15 protein-coding genes are annotated in these 12,820 nt (G+C 61.6%); all 15 read right to left on the bottom strand.

The window, feature by feature from the left end; genetic code table 11:
* Position 1: 1 nt before the first annotated feature.
* Positions 2-577 (bottom strand): phosphonate metabolism protein/1,5-bisphosphokinase (PRPP-forming) PhnN, encoded by a 576-nt coding sequence (gene phnN, locus AC1D17_RS06790; protein ID WP_477564647.1) that lies wholly within the window; start codon positions 575-577, stop codon positions 2-4.
* On the bottom strand, positions 577-1,716 hold the full coding sequence (locus tag AC1D17_RS06785; protein WP_477564646.1) for an alpha-D-ribose 1-methylphosphonate 5-triphosphate diphosphatase: 1,140 nt from the start codon (positions 1,714-1,716) through the stop codon (positions 577-579). Before AC1D17_RS06785 ends, phnN begins: the two co-directional genes overlap by 1 nt.
* A 1-nt stretch (position 1,717) precedes the next feature.
* Positions 1,718-2,425: a DUF1045 domain-containing protein gene (locus AC1D17_RS06780; protein ID WP_477564645.1), complete on the bottom strand. Its 708-nt coding sequence runs from the start codon at positions 2,423-2,425 to the stop codon at positions 1,718-1,720.
* A 116-nt stretch (positions 2,426-2,541) separates the two neighbouring features.
* Entirely contained in the window at positions 2,542-4,050 is a 1,509-nt protein-coding gene (gene phnE, locus AC1D17_RS06775) for a phosphonate ABC transporter, permease protein PhnE (protein ID WP_477564644.1), read from the bottom strand.
* 9 nt (positions 4,051-4,059) lie between these two features.
* Positions 4,060-5,022, bottom strand: a complete 963-nt coding sequence (gene phnE, locus AC1D17_RS06770) for a phosphonate ABC transporter, permease protein PhnE (protein WP_477564643.1) — start codon at positions 5,020-5,022, stop codon at positions 4,060-4,062.
* A 107-nt stretch (positions 5,023-5,129) separates the two neighbouring features.
* Positions 5,130-6,035, bottom strand: a complete 906-nt coding sequence (phnD, locus tag AC1D17_RS06765) for a phosphonate ABC transporter substrate-binding protein (RefSeq protein ID WP_477564642.1) — start codon at positions 6,033-6,035, stop codon at positions 5,130-5,132.
* 90 nt (positions 6,036-6,125) lie between these two features.
* A complete protein-coding gene (gene phnC / locus AC1D17_RS06760; protein WP_477564641.1) occupies positions 6,126-6,962 on the bottom strand; it encodes a phosphonate ABC transporter ATP-binding protein in 837 nt (278 codons plus the stop codon).
* Between the two features lie 142 nt (positions 6,963-7,104).
* Positions 7,105-7,722: a DapH/DapD/GlmU-related protein gene (locus AC1D17_RS06755; RefSeq protein ID WP_477564640.1), complete on the bottom strand. Its 618-nt coding sequence runs from the start codon at positions 7,720-7,722 to the stop codon at positions 7,105-7,107.
* Complete coding sequence (phnL, locus tag AC1D17_RS06750; protein ID WP_477564639.1) at positions 7,719-8,426, bottom strand: phosphonate C-P lyase system protein PhnL; 708 nt, start codon at positions 8,424-8,426, stop codon at positions 7,719-7,721. The genes AC1D17_RS06755 and phnL overlap by 4 nt, the downstream gene beginning before the upstream one ends.
* A gap of 64 nt (positions 8,427-8,490) precedes the next feature.
* Positions 8,491-9,267 (bottom strand): phosphonate C-P lyase system protein PhnK, encoded by a 777-nt coding sequence (phnK, locus tag AC1D17_RS06745; RefSeq protein WP_477564638.1) that lies wholly within the window; start codon positions 9,265-9,267, stop codon positions 8,491-8,493.
* Entirely contained in the window at positions 9,264-10,142 is an 879-nt protein-coding gene (locus tag AC1D17_RS06740; protein WP_477564637.1) for an alpha-D-ribose 1-methylphosphonate 5-phosphate C-P-lyase PhnJ, read from the bottom strand. Before AC1D17_RS06740 ends, phnK begins: the two co-directional genes overlap by 4 nt.
* The gene (fosX, locus tag AC1D17_RS06735; RefSeq protein ID WP_477564636.1) at positions 10,139-10,558 is read right to left on the bottom strand and encodes a FosX/FosE/FosI family fosfomycin resistance hydrolase; all 420 of its coding nucleotides are present in this window, start codon (positions 10,556-10,558) and stop codon (positions 10,139-10,141) included. The genes AC1D17_RS06740 and fosX overlap by 4 nt, the downstream gene beginning before the upstream one ends.
* The gene (locus AC1D17_RS06730) at positions 10,555-11,664 is read right to left on the bottom strand and encodes a carbon-phosphorus lyase complex subunit (protein WP_477564635.1); all 1,110 of its coding nucleotides are present in this window, start codon (positions 11,662-11,664) and stop codon (positions 10,555-10,557) included. Before AC1D17_RS06730 ends, fosX begins: the two co-directional genes overlap by 4 nt.
* Positions 11,665-11,667: 3 nt before the next feature.
* Positions 11,668-12,288: a phosphonate C-P lyase system protein PhnH gene (phnH, locus tag AC1D17_RS06725; RefSeq protein ID WP_477564634.1), complete on the bottom strand. Its 621-nt coding sequence runs from the start codon at positions 12,286-12,288 to the stop codon at positions 11,668-11,670.
* Positions 12,288-12,755 (bottom strand): phosphonate C-P lyase system protein PhnG, encoded by a 468-nt coding sequence (gene phnG, locus AC1D17_RS06720; RefSeq protein ID WP_477564633.1) that lies wholly within the window; start codon positions 12,753-12,755, stop codon positions 12,288-12,290. The genes phnH and phnG overlap by 1 nt, the downstream gene beginning before the upstream one ends.
* Positions 12,756-12,820 lie beyond the last annotated feature (65 nt).

The raw sequence follows: 12,820 nt of genomic DNA, 5'->3' as shown, positions 1-12,820 counted from the left end.
GTCAGTTGGCAGAGCTTTGCAACTCAGTGACAAGCGCTGCAAATCGCGATCCCGCAATCTCAAGCGGACCACTATTGTCGATCGTCGTGACATCGGGTTCGTCGAAAATATCCGGTACCTGCCGCTTGAGCCGGTTGAGAATATCCAGCTCGCTCTCGCGACCGCGCGCCACGAGCCGGCTTGCCAGCACCTGCGGCGACGCAGTGATGTTGACGATCGCAACTCTTGGAAAGGCCTGCCGGAACTGACCAAGCACCGCCCGGCTGCCATTGGCGATCAGGATCCTGCCGGCCCGTACTTTTTCAAGCGCATCCCTGGGAATTCCGTATTTCAACCCGTGCGCCTGCCAGGCAACGGCGAAATCGCCGGCGGAAAGCCGGCTATCGAAGACCTCGCCGGAAATGCTCTCATGATCCTCGCCGCCAGCATCCGACGGCCGGGTAATGACCCGGCGGACGAAGTCGATATCCTGGCGATCGGCAAAGTGCCGCGCCACGAAACCGATGACGCTGTCCTTGCCGGCGCCGCTGGGGCCGACCACGACGATGATCGCGCCCGTTTGACCTTGCCCGTGCATCAGGCGACCCGCCTGCCTTCGCGCCAGACGGAGCGAACCACCGGAATGCCTTCGTGGCGCTGGACACGCACGATATCGGCACGCAGACCCGGAGCGATGCGGCCGCGATCGTTGAGACCAACCGTGCGGGCAGGGGTTGCGGTGACCATTGCGAGCGCCTTCGGCAGGCTGACGCTTTCCAGCTCGTCCGAGAGAACGAAGGGAGCGTGGATGAGACTGAACGGAACATAATCCGACGAAAGAACATCCAGAACACCTCGTTCGGCCAGGTCGCGCGCGGCGATGTTGCCGGAGTGCGATTTGCCGCGCACGATATTGGGCGCACCCATGAGCACGCTCAAACCGGCCGCATGCGAGGCTTCAGCCGCCTCGAAGCTGGTCGGGAACTCCGCAAGGCGAATGCCGAAACCGACCGATTCCTCGACATGGGCCAAAGTGGCGTCGTCATGGCTGGCAATGGTGATGCCGCGCTCGGCACAGGCCTTGGCGATCTCGGTGCGATGCGGACCGGCATACTGGGCTGAAAGCGCCTGTTGCCGGGCGCAGAACGCGGCGAAGGCCTCGTCTGAAAGGCCGCGCTTGTTTTTGTGGTAGAGCGTGTACTGATCCATCGTCTGGAACTGGCGCTGGCCCGGCGCATGGTCCATCAGCGAGACGAGGCCGACCTGCGGGTCGTTCTCGAATTCCTCGAAATGCGCGAGGACGTTGTCGGTCGAGACTTCGCAGCGCAGATGGATGCGATGATCGGCGCGCAGGCGATTTTCCTTTGCGGCCTGCGCCAGAGCGTCCGCCATATCGCGCATTTCGCCCTGTTCGAAGCCGCCGTCCTCGTCGGAACCCATCCGCAGGCAGTCGAAGACGGTGGTGATGCCCGATGTGACGACTTGCGCATCATGCGCCTGGATCGCCGCCATTTTCAGCCAGCGAACGCCGGGGCGGGGCGAGTAATGCGCTTCGAGATGATCGGTGTGCAATTCGACCAGGCCGGGAATCAGGTAATCGCCTTCGAAATCCTCACCACTCCGGCTGGCGTCTTCCGAGATGTCGGCGATCTTGCCGTCGCGGATCAGGACAGAACCGTTGAGAATCCGGTCCTCGAGGACAATACGGGCGTTAGAGAGAACGGTTTCAACGGTCATGTCATGCCATCTTTCGTTTGGACGTGCCGCCGAGCGGCAAAAGCGAGTGAACTGTAAAAGGCGCCCCGCGTGCTGGTTCGGTAAACAGCGCAAGCGAGGTGACGCCAAGGGGTTTGCCAATGAAGGGGGCAAAGCGCTGCTCCAGCAGGGCCTTCATAGCGGGCTGACGATCCACCGGCACCGGGCCGGTCAGCGTCATATGGAACCGGAAACTCTCGAAAACGTAAGGGTATCCCCATTCAAGCAGGTTGTTTCGCATCACCTCGCCGAGGGTTTCAGGCTTGCGGCGGGCGATATCGGCCTTAGACAGCGCCGCCCGGAACGGGGAGAACCGCCGCACCGTTTCGTCGGCAAATTCCTGCAGTTCGGAACAGCCGGTAGCCGGCACCAATGCAAAGAACGGCCCAAGCTGGCCCAGGGTCATTTCCGGAATATCGAACGGTGTGCATTCGTCAGAAAACGCATCGAAAGCATCCAGCAAGTGGGTCTCTGTTTTGCCCGGCGCAAGCGCAAAGGGCGCCTTCAGTGTCCCATGAAAACCGTAGCGGCGCGGGTCGGCGGTCAAGGCGGTCAGTTCGTCAGCGCTGAAATCCTCCGCAGGCTCCAGGTCCCAGGTGTCACCGGTGAACGGGTTTGCTCCGAGCCAGCGTGCCGCGGCGGTGCTTAGCGGGTCGTCTTCATCAGGCGAGATATAGAATGCGTAGCGCACTGGTCATTCCCTGCAGAGATGTCACGGGAGCAGCGACCGGACAGGCCAATTCGGCTCCGTCGCTACGCGCTGTTCGTGACATTATCGTGATGGGTGGCGATAATCCGCCACCCTGTTCAGTGTGTTTTCTGGCCCATGAGACGTGAACGCAGCAGATTGGAGACGCTGTCGAAGATGAACACGACGATGAGGATGAGGATAACCATATAGCAGACGTTTTCCCAATCGGAATTCGTCCGCATCGCCTCCCAGAGCTTCAGGCCGATGCCGCCGGCGCCGACAGCGCCGATGATGGTCGCCGAGCGTGTATTGGATTCCCAGAAATACAGCGCCTGGCTGGCAAAGACCGGCAGCACCTGCGGCAGGACGCCGAAACGTTGCACGGCAAGGGGCGCGGCGCCGACCGATTTGACCCCTTCGCGTTGCTTGTCGTCGATGTTTTCCAGCGCCTCGGAATAGAGCTTTCCAAGCGTCCCCGTGTCGGTGAAGAAGATTGCCGACATGCCGGCAAGCGGGCCAGGCCCGAAGGCGCGGGTAAAGAACAGCGCCCAGATCAGCATGTCGACGGAGCGCAGGAAATCGAAGAACCGCTTGGTCACCTGGTTGAGCAGGCCGTTGCGGGTGATGTTGCGCGCGGCCAGGAAGCACAGCGGGAAGGCGATGATCGAGGCAAACAACGTGCCGACGAAGGCCATGACGATGGTCTGCAGCAGCTTGGTCCAGACGTCGAGATGCTGCCATTCGGAATTGTAAAGGATATTGTTCCAGGCGAGCGACAGGTTGGAGCGGTCCGGATCGAGGCGTTCGCCGCTGACAATCAGGCTCGCCACTTCGCGAAAGGACTTGTTGAAGAACGGCGAGTTGGTGTCAAAGATGAAATTGGCCCAGCCGGGAAAGCGGTTATGGATGCTGATCTTTTCCTTATCGACATCGGCCCAGCCGGTCATGCCGAAGGCAAGCGTGATCTTTTCGCCCGGGCGCTTTTGCGTCGCCCATTCCGGCAAAGCGCCTTGCGGCGTGACGCCGGTGGAATGATCGAGATCGATCAGCAGGGTTTCTCCGGCATGCGTGGCGGTGACCGTGCCGCCGGCGACATCAATGCTGGTCGTGGCATTGAAATTGACCGTCGCGCGGCTGACAACTTCCTCGGTCCGTGTTTCCGTGCGGGCACCCGCCCCGGCACTGCTGCCGACAGCCGAATTCGGCGCCATGAAGCTGAAGCTTGAGCTCTTTTTCGGAGCGGCCTGCTGCGCCACGGCCGGAACTTCGATGGTACGATCTACAGCCTTCGTCTCGATCTTGACCCATTCCGGCTTGGCATCGGGACCGAGCGGCGAGTAACGCGGGTAAACAACCTGCATCGTACCGTCGGTGGCGATCTTGATGTCGGGCCGGACTTCATAGGAAACCCAGTCGGCGAGATAGGTGCCGGCAATGCCCCAGTTGGCATTGACCAGAACCTGGCCGATCGAGAAAAACCACCAGCTGTAGATCATGTAGAGCGCGATGCCGGCAAAGATCAGGACGGATCGGATGCGCTTGCTGGTCGAACCCTTGAGAAGGTGCGGGTGGCGGGCAGCGATCGCTTCCATCTGCGCGGCGTTCATCATCGTGTTTGCGGTCATGGTCCGCTCCTATTGCGCGAGCTGGAAGGCATGATCGCCGACGAGGCGGCGGCGCAGCCATGCGGAGAACTGATCGACGGCGATGATCGTCGAGAACAGCAGGATGATGATCGCCAGCGTCTTGGCCTCATGACCCTGGCTGATGGACAGCCGCAACGGCTCGCCGATACCGCCACCACCGACAGCACCGATGATGGTCGAGGCACGCACGTTGATTTCCAACCGCAAAAGGAAATAGCTCATGAAGTTGGGCAGAACCTGCGGCACGATGCCGAACCAGACCCGCTCGAACCAGTTGCCGCCGACGGCCCGTAGACCCTCATCCGGCTTCATGTCGGCATTTTCAACAACTTCGAAGAACAGCTTTCCAAGCGCGCCGACCGTATGGATCGAAACGGCGATCATCGCCGGGATCGCCCCCAGGGACAGGATTGCGAGGAAAAACCCCGCGATCACCACTTCCGGAAAAGCCCGAAGAATTTCCATGATGCGCCGCGCTAACCCGCGAACCCACGGATTGGGCATCAGGTTGCGCGCTGCAAAGAAACAGAGAATGAAGCCGAAGAACATGCCGAAGATGGTGGAGAAGATGGCAATGTTCAGCGTTTCCAGCATCTTGTAGAAATATTCGGGCACATAGAACGTATCTGTGAGATACATCCGGCCTTCCGGATAATTGTATTTCAGGCTGCCGTCGTCATAGGGCGAGGGCAGGTCGAACATTGCCCGGCCGATTTCGGCGGCATCGCGCGGCACGAGATCGCCGACGAAATCGAAGAAATAGGGCAGGCGGTCGAAAAACTTGCCGGCATTGGTCGCGTTGGCAAACCAGAGGGATCCCGACAGGGCTACCGCCAGCAGCGCGAGACCAAGGAAGGTGTAGGTGCGGCGGCGGAGATTAAGCTCCTGCCAGTGGCGTTCGACCACGGCGCCATTGTCGCTCAAGGTCGTGGAAAGCGCTGACGCGGCCATGAAGTCTCCGGCAAAACACGAGGCCTCGCTGGGCATTATGCCCCGAGACTGCTTAAGCAAGGAAACGCTGGCCGGGATGACCGGCCAGCGCTTGAATTCAGACGGGATCAGCCGCCAATGGTCGACTTGCGGGCTTCGATGATCGGCTTGTAGAAGTCAGAATTGACTTCGACGAAGCCCTTGAAGTCACCGCCCATGACGCCGGCAAAGCAGGCAGCATCGGTCTTCGGCAGGTCGAGCATGAACTGCTTGAACTTCGCCTTCATGTCGTCGTTCAGCGAGGTGCGAACGACGATCGGGCCGTTCGGGATCAGCGGCGAGCGCCACAGTTCGACCAGATCGTTCATATCGAGAACGCCCTTTTCGACCATCTTGTGCAGGTTGCCGGACGTGTAGCCGTCCTTGAACTCGCCGATACCCGAACCGAAGGTCGTGCCGGCGTCGAAAGTGCCCTTGAGCACTTCGAGAACGAGGTTTTCGTGACCGCCGCCGAAACCGGTTTCAGCGAAGAATTCCTTGACCGGCATGCCGATCGTTTCCGGCAGGGTAACGCTCGGGATCAGGTAGCCCGAGGTGGAGTCCGGATCGGCAAAGCCGAGCTTCTTGCCCTTCAGGTCGGTAACGCTGGCATAGCCCTTGTCCTTGCGGGCAACCATGATCGAGTAGTAGCCGGTCGAACCGTCGGTCTGTTCTGTCGTCAGGATCGGCTCGACGGCGTCAGCCTTGGCGAGGAAGATCTTGGCATAGCCGGAAGCGCCGAGCTCTGCATAGTCGAGCGTGCCGCCGAGCAGGCCCTGGATAACGCCGTCGTAGTCGGCGGCCGGGAAGAAGGAAACCTTCTCGACATTCAGTGCCGACTTCAGGTGATCGCCGAGGCACTGGTAGTTGCGCAGGCGGTCAGCTTCGTTTTCGCCGCCGATGATGCCGACGCGGAATTCCTTGAGGTCTTCAGCCTGAACGTGGCCGACGAGGGCAACGAGCGCAACGGCGCTTAAGAGTGCTTTCTTCAACATAAGGGTCTTCTCCTGTTATCCCGGCGGCGCCGGTTCACATTCGGTTGCAATGGTCTGCCCTTGACGCGGGCTGTCGATCCCGGCGGCCGGTTAAAGCCCGGCCAGTGCCAGCGGCTTGACGCCGGCGGATTTCGTGTTGTCCTGCGCGGCAGGAATATTGATGCTGGTCGACGTCATCGATTCATCGAGTTCCGCGCCGGAGCCATAGATTTCGGCGACGGCTGCTGCCGTCAATTCGCGTGGCTGGCCGTCGAAAACGACCTGGCCATGCGCCATGCCGATGATGCGCTCGCAGTAATTGCGCGCGGTATCCAGCGTGTGAAGGTTGGTGACGACGGTGATGCCGTCCCGCTCGTTGATGTCGCGCAGCGCATCCATGACGATCTTGGCGTTCAGCGGATCGAGCGAGGCGATCGGCTCGTCGGCAAGCAGCATCTTCGGCTGCTGCATCAGGGCGCGGGCGATGGCGACGCGCTGCTGCTGCCCGCCGGACAGGGTGCCCGCCGGCTGCAGCGCCGTCTGCTCGATACCCAGCCGCTCGAGGGCGCCGATTGCCATGATGCGCTCCTCGCGGGTGAACATGTTGAGGATGCTGAGAACCGTGGCGCGGTGATTGAGACGGCCGAGCAGCACGTTGGTCAGAACATCGAGACGCGGCACCAGATTGAACTGCTGGAAGATCATGGCGCAATCGCGCTGCCAGTTGCGAAGGGCGGCGCCCCGCAGCGACGACACTTCCATACCGCCGAAATGGATGGAGCCGGACGAGACGTCGTTCAGACGGTTTATCATTCGCAGAAGCGTCGATTTGCCCGCGCCCGACCGGCCGATGATGCCGACCATCTGGCCTTGCGGGATGTCGAAGGTAACCGAGTTGACGGCGATCTTCTTGCCGAACTGCCGGGTTACATTCTTCAGTTGAAACATGGGTACGCATCCTTTGGCAGTGGTACCGGTCATCGGTATGACCTTTGCCATAACGGTGGTTGATGAAGGGGGAATGTCAGATTGATGTAGCTTTTGTTACAGTCCACAATCCCTGCGCAGACAGGGATTGGCGGGCTAAAAATCAGGCATTGTGACGGGCAAGGAACGCATCCGCGTCGAGCATCCTGAAGTCGTTCAGGGCATCGCGCAGCTTGCCGTGATCCCAATCCCACCACGCAAGCCTCTCGAAGCGGCCGGCAATGTCATGGCCGAAACGTTCGCGGATCAGTTTTGCCGGAACGCCGCCGACGATGGTGTAGGGCGCCACATCCTTGGAGACGACCGCGCCTGCGCCGATCACCGCACCATTGCCGACGGTGACGCCGGGAAGCACGGTCGCCCCGTGACCGATCCAGACATCATGGCCGATGACGACCCGGTTCTCGCGGCGCCAGGCAAAGAAATCCTGGTCCATATCCGCATCCGGCCAATAATCCTTAGCCCGGTATGTAAAATGGTGCAGGGTGGCCCGCCAGACCGGATGGTTGGTGGCGTTGATCCGCACCGATGATGCGATATTGGCGAATTTGCCGATGATCGCGCACCAGACCGACCCGTCTTCCATGATGTAGGAATAATCGCCGATTTCCGTTTCAGAAATACGGCAGCGCTCGGCGATTTCGGTGTAGCGGCCGATCGTGCAATCGATGATCCGCGCCGTCTCATGAATGAGCGGCTTTTCTGACAGCTTGATGGTCATGCCGCGGCCTTTCGCGGCGAAAAGGCCGACACGTCGAGAATGCGGTCGGCAACGGCATCGCGCACTTCCTCGTCGTGGAAGATGCCGAGCAGCGCCACGCCTTCGGCCTTCTTGGCCGCGATCATCTCGACGACGACGCGGCGGTTCTTCGCGTCCAGCGAAGCCGTCGGCTCGTCGAGCAGGAGGATCGCATGATCGGTGATGAAGCCGCGGGCGATGTTGACGCGCTGCTGTTCGCCGCCCGAGAAAGTGGCAGGCGGCAATTGCCAGAGTTCACGCGGCAGATTGAGTTTTGCCAGCAGCTCAGACGCCTTTTCACGTGCCTCGTTCTGCGCCACGCCACGCGCCAGAAGCGGCTCGGCGACGACATCGAGCGCCGGCACGCGCGGAACGACGCGCAGGAACTGGCTGACATAACCCAGCGTATCGCGCCGGACTTCCAGCACCGCGCGGGGCGCGGCATGGGCGAGATCGACCAGATGGCCCTGATGTTCGATCAGGATCTGGCCGGCATCAACGGCATAGTTGCCGTAGAGCATCTTCAGGATCGAACTCTTGCCGACACCGGACGGACCGCCGAGCACGACGCATTCGCCCTTTCTGACGGAGAAGGACACCCCCGAGACGACCGGCAGGGTGATGCCGTCACGCAGGTGCATGGTGAAGCTCTTGGCGACTTCGGAAACAACAAGCGGAGTGGCCATGACTATTTTTCCCTTTGGAGCATGGTTTTGTCCGAAAACCGGTTCCCATTTTTCGGAACCATGCTCAGACCTGCAGAATGGAGGAGACGAGAAGCTGGGTGTAGGGCTCGCGCGGATCGTCGAGCACCCGGTCTGTAAGACCCTGCTCGATCACCAGCCCGTCCTTCATCACCATCATCCGGTGCGACAGGAGCCGGGCGACGGCGAGGTCGTGGGTGACGATGATGGCCGAGAGGCCAAGGTCATGGACAAGACCGCGCACGAGATCGAGCAGGCGCGCCTGGACCGAGACATCGAGACCGCCGGTCGGCTCGTCCATGAACACCAGGCGCGGGGAGGTGACGAGATTGCGGGCGATCTGCAGGCGCTGGCGCATGCCGCCGGAAAAGGCGCGCGGCTGATCGTCGATGCGGTCTTCCTCGATCTCGACGCGGCGCAACCAGTCGGCCGCCGTCGCGCGGATGTTGCCGTAGTGCCGGTCGCCCACCGCCATCAGCCGCTCGCCGACATTGGCGCCGGCAGATACCGTCATGCGCAGGCCATCGGCCGGGTTCTGATGAACGAAACCCCAGTCGGTGCGCATCAGGAAGCGGCGCTCGGCCTCGCCCATGCGGGCAAGATCGCGGTAATGGCCGTCGCGCATATGGTATTCGACAATACCGGAACTGGGCATCAGCCGGGTGGAAAGGCAGGACAGCAAGGTCGTCTTGCCGGAACCGGATTCGCCGACAATGGCGAGAACTTCGCCTGGCCAGAGCTCGAAGGAGACATTGCGGCACCCGATACGGCCGCCGTAGAATTTCGAGACATCGTTGACTTTGAGAAGCGGGACGGCGGTCATTCGGCGGCCTCCTGTTGGGCAAGAAGATGACCGGCATGGCCATGCTCGCGGCGATCCTCGCAATGGTCGGTGTCGGAGCAGACGAACATGCGGCCGCCCTTGTCGTCGAGAACGACCTCGTCGAGATAGACATGCTCGGCACCGCAGAGGGCGCAAGGCTTGTCGAAATGCTGGATCTCGAAGGGATGGTCCTCGAAATCGAGGCTGACGACGTCGGTATGGGGCGGAACCGCGTAGATGCGCTTTTCGCGGCCGGCACCGAACAGCTGCAGCGCTTCCGACATGTGCATTTTCGGATTGTCGAACTTCGGCGTCGGCGAAGGGTCCATGACGTAGCGGCCCTCGACCTTGACCGGATAGGCATAGGTCGTGGCGATATGGCCGTTGCGGGCGATATCCTCGTAGAGCTTCACATGCATGAGACCGTATTCTTCCAGCGCATGCATCTTGCGGGTTTCGGTCTCGCGCGGTTCGAGGAAGCGCAGAGGCTCGGGGATCGGCACCTGGTAGACCAGCGTCTGACCGGCCGTCAGCGTCTCCTCCGGAATGCGGTGACGCGTCTGGATGATCGTCGCCTCGCGGGTCTTGGTGGTCACCGCGACATTGGCGACCTTCTGGAAGAAGGCACGGATGGAGACGGCGTTGGTGGTATCATCGGCCCCCTGGTCGATCACCTTCAGCACGTCGGATGGTCCAAGGATTGCCGCGGTCACCTGAACACCGCCGGTGCCCCAGCCATAGGGCATTGGCATTTCGCGCGACGCGAACGGAACCTGATAGCCGGGTATCGAAATCGCCTTGAGGATCGCCCGGCGGATCATCCGCTTGGTTTGCTCGTCGAGGTAAGCGAAGTTGTATGTGGCAAGGTCAGTCATTCGGCTGCCTCCTTCAAGCGGGAATATGTTTCAAGCCTTTCGGCGAGCGTGCCGGTGTGAAGCTCGAACAGATGATGGTCAGCGTCGTGGAAATAGATCGACCGGCCCTCGCCTTCGACACGCGGCCTTGGCGGCATCACGTCCAGTCCGAGCGAACGAATGCGCTCCAGATAGACATCGGCGTCCTCGTCGCGGATCTTGAAGGCGACATGGTTGTAGGTCCGCTCGCTCAGGCTCTTGCCCTGCATGATCGCGATCCAAAGTTCCCCGATGGTGAAAAACTTCTCCGGCGAATGTGAAAACGGCTTTTCGCCGCTGGCATAGACTTCCTTGGCGCCGAAAACCGTTTCCAGAATCTCCGTCATCCGGTCGAGATCGCTGACAATGAAGGTGATGTGGGAGAGGTCCTCGATCATTCGGCCGCCTCCCGGAGCGCGCCCTTGTCGATGCCGGACTTCGCCTCATATTCGGCGCGCATGCGGCGAACGAGATCGAGCTCGGCCTGGAAATCGACATAGTGCGGCAGCTTCAGGTGCTCGACGAAACCGGTCGCCTGAACGTTGTCGGAATGCGAGATGACGAATTCCTCGTCCTGTGCCGGGGCGACGATATCCTCGCCGAATTCCTCGGCGCGAAGGGCACGATCGACCAGCGACATCGCCATTGCCTTGCGCTCGCTCTGGCCGAAGACGAGGCCGTAACCGCGGGTAAACTGCGGCGGGTTCTTGGCCGAACCCTGGAACTGGTTGACCATCTGGCATTCGGTCACCTGGATCGGGCCGAGCGACACGGCGAAACCGAGTTCCGGAATATCGAGTTCCACATCGACCTCGCCGATACGGACTTCGCCGACGAAGGGATGGGTGCGGGCGTAGCCGCGCTGGGTGGAATAGGCGAGCGCCAGCAAAAAGCCTTCGTCGCCGCGCGCCAGGGCCTGCAGGCGCAGGTCGCGGTTCAGCGGAAATTCCAGCGGCTCGCGTGTCAGGTCACCCGGTACATGATCCTCCGGCATCTGGCCGTCGCCCTCGATCAGGCCTTCGCCGGCGAGGATGTCGGAGACCCGCATCATCGAGCTTTCGTCTGCCGCCCGGCGTGCGGGTTCGGCAACCGGCTCATCGGTCAGGAGCGACGGGTCGAGCAGGCGGTGGGTATAGTCGAACGTCGGGCCGAGCAGCTGGCCGCCCGGCAGATCCTTGTAGGTGGCCGAAATGCGGCGCTCGATTTTCATGGCAGCGGTGTCCACCGGCACCGACATGCCGAAACGCGGCAGGGTGGTGCGATAGGCGCGCAGGATGAAGATCGCCTCGATCATGTCGCCGCGCGCCTGGCGCACGGCAAGCGCTGCGAGTTCACGATCATAGAGCGAGGCTTCCGCCATGACGCGATCGACCGCCAGGCCGAGCTGGGCAACGATCTGGTCGATCGAAATGGCCGGCAACGACCGGTCACCGCGGCGGCGGTCGGCGAGAAGCTGGTGCGCATTGGCGATAGCGGCTTCGCCGCCCTTGACTGCAACATACATGGATCAGACCTCCCGGCGGTGAAGCTTGGTGGTGCGCGGCAGGCACAGGACATCCATGCCGGCGACCAGGATCAGATCGACGCCACGGGGAAACAGGCCCCGGTTTTCCGTCCAGAGCGTCAGGAAAATATCCGGCAGGCCTTTGGGCGAAATGGTGGTTTCATCCTTGATGCCCGGACCTCTAGCAACAAATTCAGGTCCGCCGGTCAGCGAAGCGATCTCGATCACGAGTGTGGCCGAGCGGTCAGGGTATTCCTGGGTACCGAGCGCGAACTGGTCGAAACCGGGGACGATGCCGCCGGCCTCGATGAAAACGAAGCGGGCCTCGGGCTTGATCTCCGTCACCGGTGCGCCGGTGTGGAAGGACAGCCAGGCGGGAACGGAGGACTGAACGAGGGCGTTCGTCAGCCACACGGGCGTGCCGTCGTCGCAAAGGGTGAGCGCGACCGCCCCGGCACCGGTGCCAAGCGGTGCTGGCGGCGTCGCGGAGGCGCCGAGCGGCATGATCGTGCCGGGCCGGGCCATGGCATYCATCAGCGCGCGGAATACCGACTGCGACTGAAAGACGGGATCCGTGAAAGCGCCGGCATAGGTGCTGGCGTGGATTTCGGTGTGAGCGCCCATCAGTTGTCTCCCCGGACCATGGTGAAGAAATCGACCCGTGTCGCCGCGGTCTGCTCGGCATGTCTGCGGTCTTCGGCATGGATGCGGCTTTCCACCGCGCCGATCAGCTGATCGACGGCAAAGCGATGCTCCGGCCGCTGGTGAAGCGCATCGAAGACGGCAGCGAGATGTGCCTTCTCCCGGTCATTGCCGAGCAGCTGGCCGTGGCCGATTTCGCCGGAGCCGAGCCGCACCGTTGCCCGGCTGACCGTCGCTTCCCCGAGATTGAACGGGTCGCCGCCACCGCCGATGCGGCCGCGCACCATGACAAGGCCGGTCTCCGGGCCGCGCACAAGATGAATCTCCGGCTTAGGCTCGATTGACTGCCAGCCAGCCTGCAGTTCAGCTGCCGAAGCGCGTGCGAGCAGGCCCATCGCCCGCTTGCGGCCGTTCTCCACCGCGCCGGTATTTTGTTTGATCGCGTCCATTGCTTCCGTCCGAAATGTCTATTAATGTAGACAACTATACATCTGATGTTGAGCTTTTAAAACCT

The sequence above is a fragment of the Pararhizobium sp. P1_E7 genome, from assembly GCF_056405855.1.
This window is presented reverse-complemented; position numbering and strand designations above follow the sequence as displayed.